The following is a 21,194-nucleotide window of genomic DNA, read 5'->3' as shown; positions in this document are numbered from 1 at the left end:
TGCTGCCTCATGAGGCGCCTCATGGCGCCGACTTCCTCCACGATGCGCGCTGCAGGTACACCGCGACGATGATGATGATCCCCTGCACCGTGCCGTTGAGATAGTTGGAGATGGCATCGGTGAGGTTGAGGATATTGCCGATCATGGTCAGCATGATCGCCCCTACCACCGTGCCCCAGATGCGTCCATGCCCGCCCTTGAGCACGGTGCCGCCGATGATCACCGCGGCGATCGCCTCGAGCTCCCAGAGCACCCCGGTGGCCCCCGACGCCGAGCCCAGCCGCGGCACGTAGATGATGGTCGCAAGCGCCACGCACAGGCCCTGCAGCATGTAGGTCATGGTCTTGATGCGGTCGACGTGGATGGCGCTGTACTCGGCCACCTTCTCGTTGGAGCCGATGGCGAAGCAGTAGCGACCGAAGCGGGTATGGTTGAGCAGGATGTAGCCGGCCACCGCCACCAGCAGGAACACCAGCACCGGAATCGGGATGCCCATCAGGCTGCCGTAGTAGACCGGCCGGTAGATGTCGCGCACCCCCCAGTCCAGCGACAGGGTGCCGCCGTCGGCGAGGTAGGTGACCAGCGAGCGGTAGATGCCCATGGTGCCCAGGGTGACGATGAAGGCCTCGATCTTGCCCTTGGTGGTTACCATGCCGTTGATGAAACCGGCGCACAGCCCCAGCAGCAGCGAGGCACCGATGCCCAGCAGGATGGTAGTGAGGCCGGGGCCGAACTGCTCGACCAGGCTGTTCATCAGGATGATCATCACCCCGGCGATGAACGCCGCCATCGAGCCTACCGACAGATCCAGCCCGCCGGCGGTGATCACGAAGGTGGCGCCGATGGCGATGATGCCGATGAAGGCGCTGCGGGTGAGCATGTTGGAGAGGTTGTCCAGCCCCAGGAAGGCGGGATTGATCAACACCCCCAGCAGCGCCAGGGCCAGCAAGGCAATGAAGGGCCCCCAGGTCTTGAGATCGAAGGAGACGCGGCTCCCAGCGACCGGCTTGTTATCAGGCACGGCGTTGTTCATCTGCTCCCACTCCCTTGATACCGGATGCATACTGCATGATGTCGTGTTCGTTGATCTGCTCGCCCTCAAGCACACCGGTCAGCACCCCGGCGCACATCACCGCCACCCGATGCGAGAGGCCGATCAGCTCGGCCATCTCCGAGGAGATCAGGATCACCGAGCGGCCGGCGTCGGTGAGTTCGCGCACGAAGTGGTAAATCTGGTGCTTGGTACCCACGTCGATGCCGCGGGTCGGCTCGTTGATGATCACGATCTCGGGATCGATGGACATCACCTTGGCCAGCAGCAGTTTCTGCTGGTTGCCGCCGGAGAGCTCGGCGGCACTAGCCGCCTGGGTGCGCAGGCGGATGTCGAAGCGCTCGATGGCCTCTTGAAAGGCCTGCTCCTCGCGGCGCCGGTCGATGAGCGGCCGGCAGTAGGCGCGCAGGTTGAGCAGCGTGAAGTTGGGACGCAGCCCCATGTTGAGCACCAGGCCCTTGCCCTTGCGGTCCTCGGTGAGATAGGCAATGCGCTGGCGTACCGCGTCGCGCAAATGCCGCAGCATCACCGGCTGGCCGTTGCGCAGCACCTGGCCCTGGCTACGGGCACGCAGGCCCAGCACGGCCTCGATCAGCGCCGTGCGACCGGCCCCGACCACCCCGCCGAAGCCCAGCACCTCGCCGCGGCGCAGGCTGAAGCTCGCCTGTTTCACGGCCCCGGGCACCACCATGTCCCGCGCCTCCAGCACCACCGGCGCGTCGTTGGCCAGCACGCTGCGCTCGGGGTACATGTCGCTGATCTCGCGCCCCACCATCAGGCGCGCCAGCGCCTCCTTGCTGCGCCCGGCCATCGGCGCGCAGTCGATCAGCCGGCCGTCGCGCAGCACCGTGACCCGGTCGGCGATCCGCTCGATCTCGCGCAGCTTGTGGGAGATGTAGAGAATCGCCACGCCGCGCTGGCGCAGCCGCCCTATCAGCGTGAACAGCACTTCGACCTCATGCTCGGTGAGGGTCGCGGTGGGTTCGTCCATGATCAGCACGCGCACGTCGCGGGTGATCGCCTTGGCGATCTCCACCATCTGCTGGTCGGAGGTGCTGAGGTCCTTGACCCTGGCGCGCGGGTCGACCCGGGTCTCGAGCTCGGTCAGCGCCGCACGACAGCGCTCGCGCATCGCGCGGCGGTCGAGGAAGGGCCCGCGGCGCAGCTCACGACCCAGGAAGATGTTCTCCTCGGCTGTCAGTTGCTCGGCCAGCGCCAGCTCCTGGTGGATCATCACGATGCCGTCGGCCTCGGCCTCGCCGCTGCTGCGATAGCGACGCGCCTCGCCCTGCAGGCGAATGTCGCCCGACGTAGCGCTCAAGTAGCCGGAGAGAATCTTGACCAGCGTCGACTTGCCGGCGCCATTCTCACCCAGCAGCGCATGCACCTCGCCGGGGACGAGATCGAGGTCGATATCGAACAGCACCTGATTCTGGCCAAACGAGCGGCAGATGCGGTGTGCCGACAAAAGTGGCGCAGTCTGATCGCTCATCAGCCCCACCCCGCATCCACCGAGAACTCGTGGCCGGTCAACTGGGCGCTATCGTCGGCGGCCAGAAACAGCACCGTCGGCGCCACGTGTTCAGGGGCCAGGCGCACCTTGAGGCACTGATGCTCGAGGATGCGCGCCTCGTCCTCGGGGCCGATCCACTTGTCGAGCTGCCGCTCGGTCATGATGCAGCCCGGCACCACGGTATTGACGCGGATATTCTGCTCGCCGAGGTCGCGGGCCAGGCTACGGGTCAGGCCATGCACTGCCGCCTTGGCGGTGACGTAGGTGGACAAGTTGCCCAGCGCCAGGCGCACGCTGATCGAGCCGAAATTGATGATCGAGCCGCCGCCGGCCTGAGCCATGCGCTCGGCCACCGCCTGACTCGAGAAGAACATCGGGCGCAGGTTGAGCGACATGCGCTCGTCCCAGTACTCGACGCTCACGTCACGCCAATCATGGCGGTCGTCGTTGGCGGCATTGTTAATCAGGGTGCGAATCGGCCCCAGGCGCTCGCTGACCTCATCGATGACGGCCTGCAGGGCGGCGATATCGCGGATGTCGCAGCGGTGGTAGCTGGGCGCACGACCGGTCTGCGCCTCGAGATCGCGGCACAGCGCCTGACTTGCCACATCGTCGATATCGACGAAGGCGACGTTCGCACCCTGGCGGTGAAAGGCCTCGACCAGGGCCGCACCGATCCCGCCACCGCCACCGGTAACGAAAACGACGCGCTCATCGAGGCTGGGATAGCGGGCCGTGGGCTCGCGCATGGTGATCTCCCTTGTTGTCATTGTGGAGGGGATGATGACGTTGGCGCAGAATTAATTTAGACCCTAAAATAAATACGCGCCTATGCAACTTAGGTCGCATTTTTTTCCACCGGTCGAGGGCCAGCCACCGCAGGCCATGGCGACATAGCGACTCTGGTAGACTGCCCATGACCCATAGCAACGGCGAAACCCATGGCCTCTCAGCCCCATGACACCAGCCGCCACGACAACACCCTGGCGGTGATTCGCAGCCTGCGCGAGCACGGCCCCGCCGCGCGGGTCGATCTGGGCCTTCTCAACGGCATCAGTTCGGCCACCGTGACCTCGATCAGCACCGATCTCCTCAAACTGGGATTGATCAGCGAGCTACCGCCGGACACCACCCGCCCCAGCGGACGTGGCCGCCCCAAGACGCTGATCCGGCTGGCCCCCGAGGCGGCCTGCGTCATCTGCGTCAAGCTGTCGATCAATGAGCTGCAGCTGGTGGTGGGCGACTATAGCGGCCATGTGCAGCACAGCGAGCATCATAGCGTCGCCACTCTGGCCCTCACCCCGGAGGATCTGGTGACGCTACTCGTGGAGAAGATTGCCGCGGTGCGAGCCAAGGCCCTGGCCAGCCACCGCCGCCTGGTGGGTATCTGCCTGGCGGTGCAGGGGGTGGTGTCGTCGCATAGCGGTACGCTGATCTGGTCGCCGGCCCTGGGCTTTCGCAACACGCCGCTGGCGCCGCCGCTGGCCGAGCGCTTCGGCTGCCCGGTGCTGCTCGAGAACGATGCCAACTGCATCGCCAGCGTGCTGGCCACCAAGCCCGCCTATGCCGGCTATCCCAATCTGGCGGTGATCATGCTGGGGTACGGTATCGGCATGTCGGTGATGATCGACGGCGTGCCGTTTCTCGGCGCCAACGGCTCCGCCGCGGAGTTCGGCCACAGCAAGTACCAGCCGGGGGGGGCCCAGTGCGCCTGCGGCAAGCGCGGCTGTATCGAGGCCTATGCCAGCGACTACGCGCTCTACCGCGAGGCCCGCGAGGTGCTGGAGCTTCCCGCTGGCGACAGCGCCCACCCGTCGGAGGCGCAGATGCAGGCCCTCACCCAACTGGCCATGCAGGGCGAAGCCAACGCCCAACGCATCTTCAACGAGGCGGGACGCGCGCTGGGCTACGGCATGGCCAATCTACTCGCGCTGTTCAACCCCGACCTGGTGCTGGTGACCGGCTCTGGGGTACGCGGCTACGCGGCCATGCAGGAGGCCATGCAGGACGCCATCGACGAGGCGCTGGTCAGCGAATTGATCGGCCCCACGCGTATCGTCAGCTGCCCCTGGGACCGTGACATGACCTGCCTTGGCGGCATCGCCATTACGCTGCAGGCGAGCGACTCGCCGCTGCTGACAGGACGCTCGGACGACCTCTGAGCCACCCTGCCCTACTCGACGAAGGCCTCGCTGGCATCGCGCTGGAGCAGCGATGAATGACGGTAGCTCAGGGCAGGTCCACGCAGCGACCCAGCGTACTGGCACCCGGCTCCAGGCCCAGCGCATCGGCGGTGCCGGCGAGTACCGCCTGGGCGGCCAGAAACGCCTCACGCGGGCGACGCATGCGGATGCTCTCCATCAGCTGACGATGCCGCTCGAGGCTCTCTTCGGGGTCGCTGGCACTCTCGTTGGACATCGACACCAGCAGGTGGATCGAGGGGCGCAGAATATGCGACAGCTGCGACCAGACGATATTGTGAGTGGCCTTGAAGATCGCCACGTGGAAGGCCACGTCGCACTCGCTGTGCAGGCGCCGCTCCTCGGCGCAGCTGGCATTGCGCAGGTTCTGCCCCAGCCCTTCGAACGCCTCTTCGATGGCGACCAGGTCGCGAGCCTTGGCACGCCGCGCAGCGGTCATCGCCACATAGGGCTCGACGTCGAGACGAAAGGCCAGGATCTCGCGCTGAATGCCCGGATTGGGCGCGGCGTAGCGGGTCATCCAGTCGGTTACCTGGGGGTCGAGAATATGCCACTCGGCATACTCGCGCACCTTGGAGCCGTGGCCGGAGATGCGCTCGATGATGCCGGCATCGACCAGTTGCCGCAGGTCGCTGCGCACCGCCGAACGGTTGATAGCAAAGCGCTCGCAGAGATCCAGCTCGCGGGGCACGAAGTCACCGGGCTGGTAACGACCGGAGAAGATCGCCTCGGCGAGATGCTCGGCGATGCTGGGGCGCGCCGCAGGCTTGGATGCCGCAGGCTTGGATGCCGCAGGCTTGGAGAGTGGTGACGTCAAAGCGGTAAGCCCCTGTTGCGATTCCTCGATATCATACCGTATCCGTGCGTTCGACTGTCTGTTGCAACGCCGGCGTGGCTCCAGCGCGCAGCCGGAGCTCCAGGCGCCGCTCGTAGAGGCCTTTGACGGTCAGTGTGCCGAGCACCAGCACGCCACCCACCAGCGCCATGGGCGCCGGCTGCTCCGAAATGATCCACCACGCCAGCAGGGTGCCGACCACCACTTCGAGTAGCAATAACAACCCCACCTCGGCGGCGGGCAGATACAGCGGGCCGCGCTGCAGCAGGGTCACCCCGCAGGGCACGATGATCAGACACAGCAGCACGACCACCGCGAGCTGGTTGGTCGGCGGCAGCGACGTCTCGCCGCCGGCCAGCCAGAACAGCCCGGCCACGCTGCCGACGATGATGCCGTTGAACACCAGCATCGGGCTCATGTCGATGCCCGGCCGGGTGCGGCACAGGGTGAAGTTGATCGCCAGCGTCGTGGCTGCCATCAGTGCAAAGGCGTTGCCTACCCAGCTGCCGGCACCGGCGTCATCCAGAGCGATCATGGCGATCCCCGCCAGGCACAGCCAGATCGCGATCCAAGTGCGCCGCGGCAGGCGCTCCTTGAGAATGACCCACGACAACGCCGCGGCAATCAGCGGCGCGCCGGCCAGGATCATCAGTACGTTGCCGGCCTTGGTGTACTGGTTGCCGAGCACGAAGCCACAGGTGGTGAGGCTGAACAGCAGCGCCACGGCGATGCCGGTCCAGCCGCAGCGGCGATAGACCGCCCAGAGGCCATTGCCGTGGCGCATCAAGGCGATCAGGAAGAACCCCAGCGCCGACAGAAAGCCCCGCCACATCAGGATCTCGGCGTCGGGCAGATTGGCGACCTTGATCAGCAGCGCATCGGGGGCCATGATCAGCGCCCCACCCGCGGTCAGCAGCAGGCCCTGCTGACGGTGTGAAAGTGATGCAAATGCCGCCATGTCAGTGATTGTCCCGCGGCGGGCTGACCCGCGCCACGTCGCGATACTTGGTCGCCGGTGCCAGGGTCATGCCGCGGTCCAGCGGCTCCACCATGCTGCGCTGGATCTCCTGCCACGGCGTCTGATGGTCCGGGTAACGATAGCCGCCCTGGGCCTCGAGGCGCTCGCGCCGCGCGGCCAGCTCGGCGTCGTCGACCAGCAGCCGCACCTCGCGCCGGCCCAGATCGATGCGCAGCCGGTCGCCGTCCTCGAGCAGCGCCAGGCCACCGCCGGTGGCCGCCTCCGGCGCGGCGTTGAGGATCGACGGCGAGCCCGAGGTGCCCGACTGGCGGCCGTCGCCGAGGCACGGCAGCGACTCGGTCCCTGCACGAATCATCGCTTCCGGCGGCTGCATGTTGACCACCTCGGCGCCACCGGGGTGACCCACCGGGCCGGCGCCGCGCATCACCAGGATGGTGCGGTCGTCGATGCCCAGCGCCGGGTCGTCGATGCGCGCGTGGTAGTCTTCAGAGCCGTCGAACACCACCACCTTGCTCTCGAACGCCTCGGGGTCGTCGGGGTCGCTGAGAAAGCGGGCGCGAAAATCCGCCGAGATCACGCTGGTCTTCATCAGCGCCGAGTCGAACAGGTTGCCCTTGAGGTTGAGGAAGCCGGCGTGGTCGACCAGCGGCTCGGCGTAGCGGCAGATCACCGCGGGATCCTGGATACCGCGCCCCGCCAGGTTGTCGGCCAGGGTGCGGCCGTTGACGGTCAGTACGCCGCCGTGCAGCTTGCCGGCGCCGAGCAGCTCGCTCATCACCGCCGGCACGCCGCCGGCGCGGTGGAACTCCTCGGAGAGATAGGCGCCGGCGGGCATCACGTTGGCCAGCAGCGGCACCTCGTGCCCCAGCCGCTGCCAGTCGTCGTTGGTCAGCTCGACGCCAATATGCCGGGCGATGGCGTTGATGTGGATCGGCGCGTTGCTGGAGCCGCCCAGCGCCGAGCAGGTGACGATGGCGTTGTCGAACGCCTCGCGGGTCAGCACGTCGCTGGGGCGCAGGTCGTCCCAGACCATCTCGACGATGCGCTCGCCGGTCTGGTAGGCGACCATGGCGCGCTCCTTGTAGGGCGCGGGGATCATCGCCGAGCCGGGCAGGCTCATGCCCAGCGCCTCGGCCAGTGAGTTCATGGTCGAGGCGGTGCCCATGGTGTTGCAGTGGCCCACCGAGGGCGCCGAGTCGGTGGCCCGGGCGAGGAACTCGGCGTAGTCGATATCGCCGGCGGCGAGGCGCTTGCGCAGTTCCCAGATGATGGTGCCGGAACCGACCCGCTCCGCCCCGCGCCAGCCGTTGAGCATCGGCCCGCCGGACAGCACGATGGCGGGGATATTGACCGTGGCCGCGGCCATCAGGCTGGCCGGGGTGGTCTTGTCGCAGCCGGTGGTCAGCACCACGCCGTCCAGCGGGTAGCCGTGCAGCACCTCGACCAGGCCCAGGTAGGCCAGGTTGCGATCCAGCGCCGCGGTGGGCCGGCGCACATTCTCGTGGATGGGGTGCAGGGGGAACTCGAAGGGCACCCCGCCGGCGGCGCGGATGCCGTCCTTGACGCGCTTGACCAGCTCGATGTGGTGGCGGTTGCACGGCGTGAGGTCGGAGCCCGACTGGCAGATACCGATGATCGGCTTGCCGCCCACCAGCTCATCCAGGGTAATGCCCTGGTTGAGGTAGCGCTCGATGCACAGCGCCGTGGTGCCCGGATGCTCGGGGTTGTCGAACCAGTAGCGCGAGCGCAGCTGCGCGGGCGTGATCCTGTTGTTGGTTGTCATCCTCTCTGCTCCATTTGCCGGGTTAGCGCCGCTGATGGGGGGCTCGTCATGCGCCATTAGTGCGAGTGCCGCGGCACCTCGGCGCCGCGGCAGCCGACCAGGAAGTCGAAATCGCAGCCCTCGTCGGCCTGCAGCACATGCTCTATATACAGCTGGCGATAGCCGCCGTCGCTGGCGATGCGCCGCGAGGCCGCCCCCGGGTCGTCTTCCGCCAGCCGCGCTGCCAGCTGACTATCGTCGATCTCCAGCTGCAGCGAGCCGGCGTCGCAGTCGAGGCTGATCCAGTCACCGTTGCGCACCGCCGCCAGCGGGCCGCCGGCGGCGGCTTCCGGGGCCACATGCAGCACCACGGTGCCGTAGGCGGTGCCGCTCATGCGCGCATCGGAGATACGCACCATGTCGGTGACGCCCTGCTCGAGCAGCTTGGCCGGTAGCCCCATGTTGCCCACTTCGGCCATGCCGTGATAGCCCCGCGGCCCGCAGTGCTTCATGACCAGGATGCTGTCGGCCGTCACCTCGAGGCCGGGGTCGTTGATGCGCGCCTTGTAGTCGTCGAAGCCCTCGAACACCACAGCCTGGCCACGGTGGGTCATCAGCGCGGGGGTCGCCGCCGAGGGCTTGAGCACCGCCCCCTGCGGGGCCAGATTGCCGCGCAGTACACACATGCCGCCATCCTCGCGCAGCGGCTTGTCCCAGGGGCGGATCACCTCCTCGTCGTAGAGCGGGGCCGCCTCGACGTTCTCCCACAGGGTCTTGCCGTTGACAGTCAGGGCATCCTTGTGGGGCAGCCGGTCGGCCTCGCCGAGGCGCTTGAGCACTGCCGGCAGGCCGCCGGCGTAGTAGAACTCCTCCATCAGGAAGCGCCCCGAGGGCTGCAGGTCGACGATGGTCGGCGTACCGCGGCCGATGCGCGTCCAGTCGTCCAGCGCCAGGTCGACGCCGATGCGCCCGGCGATCGCCTTGAGGTGGATCACCGCGTTGGTCGAACCGCCAATGGCAGCGTTGGTGCGAATGGCGTTCGCGAACGCTTCGCGGGTCAGGATCTTCGACAGCGTGAGCCCTTCGTCGACCATCTCGACGATACGGTTGCCGGACAGGTGCGCCAGCACGTAGCGCCGCGAATCCACCGCAGGGATCGCTGCGTTGTGCGGCAGCGTGGTGCCCAGCGACTCGGCCATGCAGGCCATGGTCGAGGCGGTGCCCATGGTATTGCAGGTGCCCGCCGAGCGCGACATGCCGGCCTCGGCGGCCATGAAGTCGTGCAGCGAGATGGTCCCGGCCTTGACCTGCTCAGAGAGCTGCCAGACCACGGTGCCGGAGCCGATGTCCTTGCCCTTGTGCTTGCCGTTGAGCATCGGCCCGCCGCTGACCACGATGGTCGGGATATCGCAGCTGGCCGCGCCCATCAGCAGCGCCGGGGTGGTCTTGTCGCAGCCCACCAGCAGCACCACGGCGTCGAGGGGATTGCCGCGGATCGCCTCCTCGACGTCCATGCTCGCCAGATTGCGGGTAAACATCGCCGTGGGCCGCAGCAGCGACTCACCGTTGGAGAACACCGGGAACTCCACCGGGTAGCCGCCGGCCTCCAGCACGCCCTGCTTGACGTGCTCGGCGAGCTTGCGGAAGTGGGCGTTGCAGGGCGTCAGCTCCGACCAGGTGTTGCAGATACCAATGATCGGCTTGCCCTGGAATTCGTGATCGGGGATGCCCTGGTTCTTCATCCAGCTGCGGTACATGAAGCCGTTCTTGTCTGCACTGCCGAACCACTCGGCAGAGCGAAGGGGGCGTTTGGGCTGGGACATAAGGCCTCTCCTTATTCAAAGACCGAGGCCATGGGCCCGATCGATCCGATTGTAATGAAATTTCGTATAACAGTAGCCACTGCCACGCGGACAGTACACACATACTAAAGTATATGTTGAACAAACGGGGTTCATGTACAACATTTAAGGGCATGTATTCGAACCTCACCAGCGAAGTACCAATTTCCCCTGAAGGTTCGACAACATGCATTGCCCACACCCTCAGGCGACTCTCACAGCTTGATGGCATGCTCTAAGTATTCTGTTAAGAGAGGGGACAGAAGTGAACAATCCAATCAGAAAGGTGGGGTTTATCGGTGCCGGCCATATGGGGCATGGCATGGCTAAAAATATCATCGAGAAGGGCTTCAGCCTTACCATCTTAGGGCATCACAACCGAGATCCCATTAATGATTTGGTATCCCGTGGGGCCTGCGAAGTAGATACACTCCAGCTGCTTGCAAAAGAGTCAGAAATTATTTTCCTTTGCGTGCCAGACTCAAAAATTGTCGAAAATATTATCAGAGGGCCTCACGGCCTTATAAATTATTTACGTCCGGGCATAATCATCGTGGACTGCTCCACTTCAGACCCAAACTCAACTCTCGAGCTAGCTAAAGAGCTAGAGAACATCAAAGCAAAGCTAGTTGATGCCCCACTAGGTCGATCTCCTAAAGAGGCCTGGCAAGGCACTCTTGACACCATGGTCGGATGCGACAAAGAAACTTTCAATAAAATCAAGCCAGTCCTTGAAAGCTGGGCGGGGCGCGTCATCCATATCGGTGAAACTGGCGATGGCCACAAAATTAAATTAATCAACAATTTCATTTCTCTCGGCTATGCCGCTCTCTACGCAGAGGCGCTTACTCTCTCAAAAAAAATAGGAATCAAGCCTGAGCGATTCGACAATGTCATTCGTGGAAGTCGAATGGACTGCGAGTTCTACCGCAGCTACATGCAATATGTTATCGAACGCGATCAAGAAGCCCACAAGTTCACATTAAAAAACGCATTTAAAGACATGCAATACTTAGATTCAATGTCAAACAAAGCAGGAATAAGCAACCCTCTTTCAAATGGCATTAAAAATATATTCGCATTGGCTGTGAATAGCGGAAATGGCGAGAAATATATACCAATGATATCCGATCAAGTAGCCGCCTGGAACGACACAGACCTTCATCATGAAGAATAAAGATTCAGCCATTCTATCAAGGCACTCGCAAAACCGACATTGATAACATGGAGGAACTAACCCAAGAACAATCATCAATCATTAGCAACCAAATATATACAACCGAACTAAAATACACAATCAGGAAGTTACTAAACCACATATAAGAGACGACCTAAGCTCCATTATAATCTCTAACAAATTTGCGGAGAGACATCATGAACAAGCGCCACGTCACAAAAGCTATTGGCAGCACATGCATTCTAGGCCTTACCATGGCGACTTCGGGTATGGTTCTAGCACAGTCTTATTCAGCCACATTTGCCTACTTCGACTCGAATGTCGACTTTCAACTTCCCGCTGCAGAAGCCTTCAAGCATTATATTGAAATTGCTACAGACGGAGACATGGAGATCAATATTACCACTGTCGGGGGCCTAGGAGGTGACGAGCGCGAAGTGCTGGATCAGTTGCGGCTAGGCGAGCTACAGTTTATGACTCCTAATGCAGGCGGTATGGCTGGTGCATTTCCCGCAGCACAAGTCTGGAACCTTCCATTCCTATTTGCGGGAAGACATATTGCTTGGAGAGTATTCCAAGATCGTGACTACATTGGTCTTGTGAATGATCATATACAGTCTGACACTAATGGTCAGCTGCGCTTTCTAGGTGCTGCTGAAAACTCTGTTCGCCATCTCTATACTACCCGCGGTCCGATACGCGTTCCATCTGACCTTGATTCAGAAAGTATTAAAGTGCGCACAATGCAGGCTCCAATGCATCAAGCTGTATGGAGTGAACTAGGGGCACCGTCAGTAGTCGCTCTTCCAGCCGCAGAACGTTATACAGGCCTGCAAACCGGTCTCATTGATGCCACCGAAGGTGGTTTGAATTCAGCGTGGAATGCTGGCCTGCTCGAAGTGGCTGAATACGTATCACTAACAGCACATATGTATGATGTAACTAGTTACATTGTTAGTAGCGATTTTTTTGAAAGCCTACCTGAAGACTACCAGCAAGTAGTTGAAGAAGCTGCATCGCTAGCCATTGATGTCCAGAACGCCCATGCTCTAGTCGAAGACAATAGAGCTTTAGAGCGCATCATCGAAGCTGGGAGCACCGTTGTAGAGCCCACTGCTGAAGAACGCGCTGAATGGCGTGAGCTAGCCGAGCCTATCGGACGCTCATTTGTCGAAGAAGAAGCTGATCCTGACTTCCTAGAAGCGACTCTCGACACAGTATCTCGCATAGAGGATACTTTCTACAAACAGTAAGCTACACTTAATAGAGCATAATACTGCAACGAACAAGCGCCCCAATAAACATCACTGAGGGGCGCTTTACCAATACTTAACTTGGGGTGAGTGCCGTGGTCATAGTTCTATTGCTGGGCACGTTATTCTTGCTGATTTTTTTGGGTGCTCCTGTATTTCTGGCTATGGTATTTGCTAGCTTGGTGCACTGGGTAGACGTAGGACGCGACTCTGCCTTGATCGTCTTGATTCAGCGTTTTTACGGCGGCATGACTTCTTTCACCCTCCTTGCTATCCCTATGTTTCTACTGGCCGGAAACATCATGACAAAAGGAGGACTCACCGACAGGTTGATTGGTTTGGCAAAAGCCTTAGTTGGCCATTTCAAGGGCGGGCTCGCTCAGATTAATATCGTGTCTAGTGTTTTTTTTGGCGGCATATCGGGGTCAGCTTATGCCGACATTGCCGCAATGGGTACAGTATTTATTCCTTCAATGAAGAAAGAAGGTTATCCTGCCGGTTTAGCGGGAGCGATCACAGCGGTATCCGGCACTATGGCACCAATGATACCTCCCAGCATCGTGTTAATCGTCTATGGTTCAACGTTTGGCGTTTCTATTGGCGCTCTTTTTGCTGCTGGGCTTAGCGTAGCATTATTGATTGCCATCTGTTACATGACTATGACCTACTTCCTAATTAGAAAACTTGGTGTCCCCTCTTATCAGCGGGCCTCATCTGGAGAGGTCATATCTGCTTTGAAAAGGGCAGCTGGGCCGCTAGTACTGCCTGTAGTCGTAGTTGGCGGCCTTTTCGGTGGTTTTTTCTCACCAACTGAGGCTGGAGCAGTGGCAGCAGCTTATGCAATGTTCATCACTGTCGTAGTCTATCGCAGTATTAAATTACGTGAAATCCCTCAAATACTGTTACAGACGGCACTCACTAGTGGGGGTGTCATGGTGCTTATCGGGGCTGCTTTTTCTCTATCCTATGTCATGGCAGCTCGCCACGTTCCCGCCGAGCTAATGTCTGTCTTACTCAATATTACATCTGACCCAATCCTGATATCAGCTTTAATCCTTGCTATGCTCTTCGTAGTAGGGCTCTTTATTGACAGGACTACAGCAGTACTTTTATTCGGCGCCATCATTATCCCTATACTTACCACCCAAGCTGGTTTCAGCTCCGTCCATGCTGCAATGATCATCGTTATGGCCTTAGGGGTTGGTCATCTAACTCCTCCCGTAGGTGGGACATTGTTGATGACAGCCATGGTGGGCAAGATGTCGGTTGCATCAATAGTACGATATATATGGCCTTTTATTATTCTCGAGATAGCTATCACAATGGCTGTCATTCTTTTCCCGTCAATAAGTGAGACATTACCCAGATTGCTTGGACTTGGTGGACTTTAACGGGGGCTGTAATGAGAACATATAAGTTATTTGCAAAAATCGCTAACCAACTTGACAAGTTGTGTGGATATATAGACCTCGGAACTCGTTACATCCTTATATTTATTTCGGGGCTAATATTTTTTCTACTAATGCTTCAGGTGGTAATGCGTTACCTGATTCGCTCCCCCCTAGCCTGGGTTGAGGAACTCACCAGTTATGCGCTCGCATATATGGTGTTATTTGCTTGCAGCTGCCTTGTACGCTCATGGGAGAACATTCGTGTCGAAACCTTGGTCAATTTCTTACCAAGAATTCTTCAGATCTTGATATTCATGTTCATAAACATACTCATCATCTATTTCTCTTACCTCATAATTTTTGCCGGCCACCGACTTGCAGAGCTTGGTGCTGGCGACCTCACCCCGAGTGGCGCCTTTACACTATATTGGCCAAGAATGGCGCTGGTTATTGGTGGTGCACTTATCATGCTTCAAGCAACCAATAACTTATTCAGAGCATTATCTGGAAAAGCAGATCCGTTACTCGAAACAAATTAACTATCATCCGAAATATCACAAAGTCGTAAAGTCACGGAAAGAGGCCCGCATATGAAAGACATAGAAATATTAGCTCCAGCACCTTTGCGCGAGATGATTATCAAACAGCTGAAAGAGAAGTTCACTCTTCATTGCTTATGGGAGCAAGCTCAACCAGATACCTATCTAGATAGAATCGCACCACACATTAGTGGTCTAGCCGCTGGTGGTCACTCAATCATCGACGCTCCACTTATTGACAGACTGCCAGCACTCGAAATCATCTCCTGCTTTGGCGTCGGCTACGATCATGTAGATGCCGCTTATGCTGGCGAGAAGGGAGTCATCGTCACAAACACACCAGATGTACTAACCGATGAAGTCGCCGATGCGGCAGTGGGCTTGCTCATCGCCACATTGCGCCAGTTTCCTCAGGCTGACCGCTTTGTCAGGGAAGGTAGCTGGCAACAGGGAGCCTTTCCACTAACATCTACTTTGCGTGAACGAACCATCGGTATGGTAGGCCTTGGCCGCATCGGACTCGCCATTGCCCATCGTCTGGAAAGCTTCGGCGTACGCATTATCTATCATACACGCACCCCCAAGGTGGAGTCTGGCTATACCCACTACTCATCTTTAAAAAGAATGGCCAGAGATGCCGATGTACTGATGATCACGACACCCGGCGGTGACTCTACCAAGCATCTAATCGATTCTCAGGTTATAAAGGAACTGGGCCCCAATGGTGTTCTCATCAATATCGCTCGGGGCAGTGTCGTTGACGAAAAGGCACTGATTGACGCGCTACAAAAACGGATCATTCACTCAGCTGGACTCGACGTCTATGAAAATGAACCCAACGTTCCCCAGTCTCTCGTAGATATGGATCACGTTGTTTTATTACCCCACATAGGTTCTGGCTCTCTCTACACTCGTGATGCCATGGGTCAGCTATTAGTTGACAATCTAACCTCCTGGTTCTCGAAAAAACCTCCTCTCACTCCCGTTGTAGAGACGCCTTTTAGCTCGCACAGGGACTGAATCGACTAGTCAGGAAATTAAAATCTAACATCACTTAGTTAGCTGAAGGAGATGATATGCAACCCGCCCCAGCTATCGGCTTTATCGGCACAGGTATCATGGGTGCCCCGATGGCAGGCCGCTTAGCCAAAGCTGGCTATCGCGTGCGTGCCTGGAACCGAACACAGCGCAAGGCCGAGGTCCTTCAGGCGCTGGGGGTCGATATGATGGAGACACCCCAGGCGATGGTTGCGGACTGTGATGTCGTCATCATTATGCTCAGTTCAGGCCCTGTCTGTGATGAGATCCTGCTGGGCCCAGAAGGTTTAATCAGCAACATGAAGCGCGATGCAACGCTGATCGTCATGAGTTCGATACCAGTGGAAACGGCTCGTCGCCAAGCTGAGGCGGCAGCCTTACGGCAGGTGCACTATCTGGATGCGCCGGTATCCGGGGGCGAAAAAGGCGCCATCGATGGCACCCTGGCGATCATGGTGGGAGGTGCTATCGAGAGCTTCGCAGCCGTCGAGCCCGTCCTGGCCGTTCTTGGTACGCCCGTGCATGTGGGCCCTGCGGGTAGCGGGGAGCTAGCCAAGCTTACCAATCAGCTGATCGTCGCTAACACTATCACCACGGTTGCTGAGGCCTTGTTAATGGCGGAGCGCGGCGGTGCCAATCCCGCTAGTGTTTTAGCCGCCATGCAGGGTGGTTTTGCGGACTCGACTATTCTACGCGTCCATGGGCAGCGCATGATTGCTCAAGACTTTACACCGGGAGGCCCCGCCAAATGGCAGTTAAAAGATACGCAGACGGCTCTGTCATTTGCTGGAGAGCTTGGCCTGAAACTGCCAGTTTCATCACTTGTCAATGACCTCTTCGCAAGCCTCGTAGATAATGGTCATGGTGAGTTGGACCACAGCGCCATAATACAAGAAATCAAACGAATAAACAGTACTCCTGAGCCTTAGTTAAGGGGTTGATCATGCTCTTTGTATGATTGTGAAGCGTTTGGCGAGCCCCCCTTAGACAAGGTGATTAGCCAGGTACGTCGTATGAAAACAAGAACAAACACTCTCATCAATGCCACGGGGCACTAGGAGTCTTATTATGCTACACACCATCAATTATTTAACCAAGATTGTTTTTGGCTCAGGGGCGGCTGCCTCGATGGCCACAGAGCTTGATGGTCTTAACGTAAAGCAACCGCTTCTGATAACCGACCCAGGGTTAATTGAAAGTGGCGTCTTCCAACTCTTTCTGGAAAAGGCAGGATTCACCGCCGCGACCCCTGTTTTCGCGGAGACGCCTTCCAACCCGACGGAACACGCTGTGCATGAAGCACTCGCCATGCTCCGACAGCATGACTGCGATGGCCTTGTCGCCGTGGGCGGCGGCTCGAGCATTGACTTAGCCAAGGGGGTGGCGCTGCTGGCGACGCATGCGCCGCCACTCCGCCAATACGCGGTGATCGACGGTGGGGCTTCCCGGATCACCGCTCAGGTATTACCTCTGATTGCCGTACCCACGACGGCAGGCACCGGGAGTGAAGTAGGACGAGGCTCGTTAATCTGCATGGATGACGAACACAAGCTGGGCTTCATTTCTCCCTACCTGATCCCTTCGGTGGCGGTTTGCGACCCTGAGATGACCGCCTCGCTTCCCCAGTACCTCACAGCGGCAACGGGGATGGATGCCATTGCGCACTGCATCGAGACATACCTGAGCCCTCGTTTCAATCCGCCGGCCGAGGCCATTGCGCTCGATGGACTACGGCGTGCCATTCATCACATCGAGGAGGCCTCAGGACCTGCACCGAGCATGGCCGCGCGCAGCGAGATGATGATGGCCGCTGTGGAGGGCGCCTTAGCGTTTCAGAAGGGGCTCGGGGCCGTGCACTCCCTGTCCCATGCCTTGGGTGGTTTCCAAGAGCTGCCCTTGCACCATGGCACCCTCAATGCCGTCCTGCTACCTACGGTATTGCGCTTCAATCAGTCTCATTGCGAAGAGAAATTCGCCACCCTGCGCACGGTCATGGGACTTCCTGCGGGTGATGACCTCGCGGTGTTTTTCGAAGGGCTGAATGAGAGGCTCCATCTTCCCACACGCCTCTCGGCGCTTGGCGTGACGGCCGATCTGTTCGATCGGGTCTCTGCATGGGCCTGTGAAGATCACTCCACACCGACCAACCCGCGGCCAGCGACGTTACAAGATTTTCGCGCGATGCTCGAAGAGGCGCTCTGATCCGCTACCCGCAGTACTCATAGCATGGCCGCTGCCGGAGCTGCCCAGAGAGCCACTACATACAAAAGTATATGTTGAACAAATCGCGAATAAGTCCAACATTCGCCATAGGCACGACGACTGAATCGTCGTGCCGACCTAGTGATCGTCACTGACAAAAACAACCTGCGCAGTTGGCGGACCCGACACGCTTCGCCGCTGCCACGCTGCTCTATGGAGGCTCTCAGCATGCACTTCCCTCTCCGCACGCTTACCCTAGCGATTACCGGCGCCGCGCTGGTTGCCACCTCGCTGGCCCAGGCCAATACGCCGGATCTCTCCGACCCGCCGCCCATCGAGGGCGAGGTGATCACCGAAGACCTGGGATCCCACACCATTCGCGTCGGCCTGGGCCTGGCCGAAACCTCACCGCTGTATATTTCCACCCAGTATTTCGGCGACATCCTCTCCGAACGCACCGAGGGACGCCTGTCCGTCAACGTCTTCCCCAACAGCCAGCTGGGTGACGATGCGCAGATGATGGAGATGCTGCAGACCGGCTCGCTGGACATGACCATCCCCTCGACCTCACCGGCCACTACCTATGTCGAGGAGCTGGCGGTATTCGACCTGCCGTTCCTGCTGCCGACCCGCGAAGCGGCAATGGCCGTACTCGAGAGCGACGTTGCCCTCGGGCTGCTCGACAAGTTCGAGGGCACCGGTATCAAGGCCTTCGCCTACCACGAGAACGGCTATCGCCAGTTGACCAACAGCGTGCGCCCCGTCGAATCCCCCGAGGATGTCGCCGGGCTCGACGTCAGCGGCCTGACCATCCGTACCATGGAGAACCCGGTGCAGCTGAGCATCTGGGAAGCACTGGGCGCCAACCCCACGCCGATGGCCTTCGGCGAAGTGTTCTCGGCCATGGAGCAGGGCGTGATCGACGGCCAGGAGAACCCCTGGAGCACCATCCTCACCTCCAACTTCCATGAGGTGCAGGACTACGGCTCCGAGACCCGCCACGTCTACACCCCGTTCATCATCATGATGTCCGAGCGCACCTGGGACCGGCTCGACCCGGCCTATCAGGAGCTGGTCGAGGAAGCAGCACGTGAAGCGGCGGCCTACGAGATCCAGCTGGCCACCGAGTATGACGACTGGGCCCGCGATCAGCTCGAGGAGCGCGGCATGCAGATCACCCGCCTCGACGACGACCAGATCGCCGCCTTCCAGGACGCCGTGCAGCCGGTCTACGAGCAGTGGGCGCCGCGCATCGGTGAGGACCTGGTCGCCGAGATCCAGCAGATCGTCGCAGACACCATGAACGACTGATATCGCAGTACCAAGAGAGACGCGGGCCAGTGGTTGGCCCGCGTTGCGTCTGTCTGTCTTTGAGGGTGTTTACAAAACAGGCGAACGAAGGCAAGACGAGGCAAAAATTGACGAAATTGCGGAGTTTACGGGGTGTAAATGAGCATATTGAGTCAAGTTTTAACGACGTATTGTCGAGTGCAGTCCTTTTGTAGACACCCTCTTTTGGAGCGCCTATGGATACCTCTCACACTCCACCCCCGGACCCGTCCGAGTTCCTCGACGACCCGCGCCGCAAGCCGCTGGAGATCGATACCCAGCAGCGCCGCGGCCCGGCGATCTTCCGCTGGCTGACCGTCGGCATGGAGCACCTGATTGCCACCCTGCTGGTGGCGCTGATCGTCTCGGTATCAGCCAACGTCATCGGCCGTTCGCTGCTCAACCGCTCGCTGCCGTGGGCCGACGAGCTGGCGCGCATGCTGTTCATCTGGCTGATCTTCGTCGGCGCCGCGGCGGCCTTCGCACGCTTCGAGCATATCGCCGTCGACCTGCTGCTGCGCAAGCTCCCGCAGCGCGCCGCCTACGCCCTCTACCTGGTCCAGCACCTGCTGATCACCGCCCTGATGTTCGTGATCATGACCGGCGGTTACTTCGTGCTGGCCCGCTCCACCGGGCGCACCGCGATCCTCGGCGTGCCCTGGAACCTGATCAATATCTCGCTGGTGCTGTGCGCCGCCTTCATCGCCGCCGTGGCGATCTGGCGCGCCTGGCGTGCCGGTCAACTGATGCTCGGCGCTCGCTAGGAGGCCTCTGTCATGCTCTGGATCTTTCTCGGCATCCTGTTTGCCTCCCTGGCGCTGGGCCTGCCGATCGCCTTCGGCCTGGGGATCGCCGCGGTGGTGATGGCGGTGATCTCGGATATCCCGCTGTCGATCCTGATCGAACAGTCGGTGCGCGGGGTCAACAACTTCCCGCTGCTGGCGATCCCGTTCTTCATTCTGGTCGGCGAGGTAATGAGCGCCGGCGGCATCGCCCGGCGGCTGATGGAGCTGGCCGGCACCCTGGTCGGCTTCGTGCGTGGCGGGCTTGGCCAGGTGGCGATCACCGGCTCGATGTTCTTCGGCGGCATCAGCGGCTCGGCGGTGGCCGACACCGCCGCCACCGGCTCGATGATGATCCCGTCGATGAAGCAGCAGGGCTACTCGGCGCCCCAGGCCACGGCGATCAACACCGTCTCCTCGGTGATCGGCATCATCATCCCGCCGTCGATCCCGCTGATCCTCTACGGCATCGTCACCGAGACCTCGATCAGCCGGCTGTTCATCGCCGGCATCGTGCCCGGCGTGATGATCGGCTTCGGGCTGATGGTGACCACCTTCATCATGGCCAGCTTCGGCGGCGCCGGGCAGACCCGCAAGTTCCGCCTCGGCCCGCTGTGGCAGGCGTTCAAGGCCGCCTGGCTGGCCCTGGTGCTGCCGGTGATCGTGATCGGCGGCATCATCGGCGGCATCTTTACCGCCACCGAGGCGGCGGTGGTGGCGCTGCTCTACTCGCTGACCATCTCGCTGGTGGTCTACCGCGAGTTCCACGTCCGCGAGCTGTGGGGCATGCTGATCCGCACCGCGCGGCTGACCGGCATGGTGCTGTTGCTGCTGGCCTTCGCCACGGTGATCGCCTGGTTCCTGACCATCAACATGGTGCCGCAGACGCTGGTCATGCAGGTGCAGTCGATCACCCAGGACCCGTTCCTGCTGCTGCTGATCGTCGCCGGCCTGCTGCTGCTGGTGGGCTTCGTGATGGACCTGACCCCGGCGATGGTGATCATGGCGCCGATGCTGACGCCGATCGTCACCTCGGTGGGCATCGACCCGGTCTACTTCGGCGTCTTGATGGCGTTCATTCTCGGCATCGGGCTGCTGACCCCGCCGGTGGGCACCTGCCTGTACGTCGGCTGCGGGGTGGGCAAGGTGACCATGGAGCAGCTGGTCAAGGCGATGCTGCCCTACTACGCCACCCTGCTGATCATGGCGGTGATCCTGATCGCCTTCCCCGGCCTGGTGACCTGGCTGCCCGACCTCACCGCCGTGCGCGGCAACTGATTCATCGTCGCCCCTGACAAGGA

18 protein-coding genes are annotated in these 21,194 nt (G+C 60.4%); 11 read left to right on the top strand and 7 right to left on the bottom strand.

Annotated features, from left to right (window positions below):
- Window positions 1-19 precede the first annotated feature (19 nt).
- From BWR19_04485 to BWR19_04475, 3 genes are read right to left on the bottom strand one after another with little or no spacing between them, the layout of a single operon-like run.
- Window positions 20-1,033 (bottom strand): ABC transporter permease, encoded by a 1,014-nt coding sequence (locus tag BWR19_04485; protein APX92254.1) that lies wholly within the window; start codon window positions 1,031-1,033, stop codon window positions 20-22.
- Complete coding sequence (locus BWR19_04480) at window positions 1,014-2,543, bottom strand: ABC transporter ATP-binding protein (GenBank protein ID APX94896.1); 1,530 nt, start codon at window positions 2,541-2,543, stop codon at window positions 1,014-1,016. Before BWR19_04480 ends, BWR19_04485 begins: the two co-directional genes overlap by 20 nt.
- Window positions 2,543-3,313: a 3-oxoacyl-ACP reductase gene (locus BWR19_04475; protein APX92253.1), complete on the bottom strand. Its 771-nt coding sequence runs from the start codon at window positions 3,311-3,313 to the stop codon at window positions 2,543-2,545. Before BWR19_04475 ends, BWR19_04480 begins: the two co-directional genes overlap by 1 nt.
- A 192-nt stretch (window positions 3,314-3,505) precedes the next feature.
- Here BWR19_04475 and BWR19_04470 point away from each other — a divergent pair, with 192 nt between their 5' ends.
- A complete protein-coding gene (locus BWR19_04470; protein APX92252.1) occupies window positions 3,506-4,726 on the top strand; it encodes a Xyl repressor in 1,221 nt (406 codons plus the stop codon).
- A gap of 67 nt (window positions 4,727-4,793) precedes the next feature.
- On the opposite strand, the gene BWR19_04465 is transcribed toward BWR19_04470, so the two are convergent.
- From BWR19_04465 to BWR19_04450, 4 genes are all read right to left on the bottom strand, one after another.
- Entirely contained in the window at window positions 4,794-5,513 is a 720-nt protein-coding gene (locus BWR19_04465) for a GntR family transcriptional regulator (protein APX94895.1), read from the bottom strand.
- 100 nt (window positions 5,514-5,613) lie between these two features.
- The gene (locus BWR19_04460; GenBank protein APX92251.1) at window positions 5,614-6,558 is read right to left on the bottom strand and encodes an EamA family transporter; all 945 of its coding nucleotides are present in this window, start codon (window positions 6,556-6,558) and stop codon (window positions 5,614-5,616) included.
- 1 nt (window position 6,559) lies between these two features.
- A complete protein-coding gene (locus BWR19_04455; GenBank protein APX92250.1) occupies window positions 6,560-8,362 on the bottom strand; it encodes a dihydroxy-acid dehydratase in 1,803 nt (600 codons plus the stop codon).
- Window positions 8,363-8,418: 56 nt separating this feature from the next.
- Window positions 8,419-10,164, bottom strand: a complete 1,746-nt coding sequence (locus BWR19_04450; protein ID APX92249.1) for a dihydroxy-acid dehydratase — start codon at window positions 10,162-10,164, stop codon at window positions 8,419-8,421.
- A 283-nt stretch (window positions 10,165-10,447) separates the two neighbouring features.
- On the opposite strand from BWR19_04450, the gene BWR19_04445 reads away from it, so the two are divergent.
- From BWR19_04445 to BWR19_04400, 10 genes are all read left to right on the top strand, one after another.
- The gene (locus tag BWR19_04445) at window positions 10,448-11,359 is read left to right on the top strand and encodes a 3-hydroxyisobutyrate dehydrogenase (protein APX92248.1); all 912 of its coding nucleotides are present in this window, start codon (window positions 10,448-10,450) and stop codon (window positions 11,357-11,359) included.
- 197 nt (window positions 11,360-11,556) lie between these two features.
- Window positions 11,557-12,612, top strand: a complete 1,056-nt coding sequence (locus BWR19_04440) for a hypothetical protein (protein APX92247.1) — start codon at window positions 11,557-11,559, stop codon at window positions 12,610-12,612.
- A 95-nt stretch (window positions 12,613-12,707) separates the two neighbouring features.
- Window positions 12,708-14,003: a hypothetical protein gene (locus BWR19_04435; GenBank protein APX92246.1), complete on the top strand. Its 1,296-nt coding sequence runs from the start codon at window positions 12,708-12,710 to the stop codon at window positions 14,001-14,003.
- Window positions 14,004-14,014: 11 nt separating this feature from the next.
- The gene (locus BWR19_04430; protein APX92245.1) at window positions 14,015-14,542 is read left to right on the top strand and encodes a hypothetical protein; all 528 of its coding nucleotides are present in this window, start codon (window positions 14,015-14,017) and stop codon (window positions 14,540-14,542) included.
- Window positions 14,543-14,593: 51 nt separating this feature from the next.
- Complete coding sequence (locus BWR19_04425; GenBank protein ID APX92244.1) at window positions 14,594-15,562, top strand: 2-hydroxyacid dehydrogenase; 969 nt, start codon at window positions 14,594-14,596, stop codon at window positions 15,560-15,562.
- A gap of 56 nt (window positions 15,563-15,618) precedes the next feature.
- Entirely contained in the window at window positions 15,619-16,509 is an 891-nt protein-coding gene (locus BWR19_04420) for a 2-hydroxy-3-oxopropionate reductase (GenBank protein ID APX92243.1), read from the top strand.
- Window positions 16,510-16,648: 139 nt separating this feature from the next.
- Window positions 16,649-17,782 carry a 4-hydroxybutyrate dehydrogenase gene (locus BWR19_04415; protein ID APX92242.1) on the top strand — a complete coding sequence of 378 codons (1,134 nt, stop codon included), beginning with the start codon at window positions 16,649-16,651 and terminating at the stop codon, window positions 17,780-17,782.
- 228 nt (window positions 17,783-18,010) lie between these two features.
- A complete protein-coding gene (locus tag BWR19_04410) occupies window positions 18,011-19,093 on the top strand; it encodes an ABC transporter substrate-binding protein (protein ID APX92241.1) in 1,083 nt (360 codons plus the stop codon).
- A 215-nt stretch (window positions 19,094-19,308) separates the two neighbouring features.
- Window positions 19,309-19,875, top strand: coding sequence for a TRAP transporter small permease protein (locus BWR19_04405; protein APX92240.1), 567 nt, complete (start codon window positions 19,309-19,311; stop codon window positions 19,873-19,875).
- A 12-nt stretch (window positions 19,876-19,887) separates the two neighbouring features.
- Window positions 19,888-21,171, top strand: coding sequence for an L-dehydroascorbate transporter large permease subunit (locus BWR19_04400; protein APX92239.1), 1,284 nt, complete (start codon window positions 19,888-19,890; stop codon window positions 21,169-21,171).
- Window positions 21,172-21,194: the final 23 nt, after the last annotated feature.

The organism is Halomonas sp. 1513, from assembly GCA_001971685.1.
In the GTDB taxonomy this organism is placed as follows: domain Bacteria; phylum Pseudomonadota; class Gammaproteobacteria; order Pseudomonadales; family Halomonadaceae; genus Franzmannia.
Note: the sequence above shows the minus strand (reverse complement) of the source record. Positions and strands in the feature narration are given on the sequence as shown.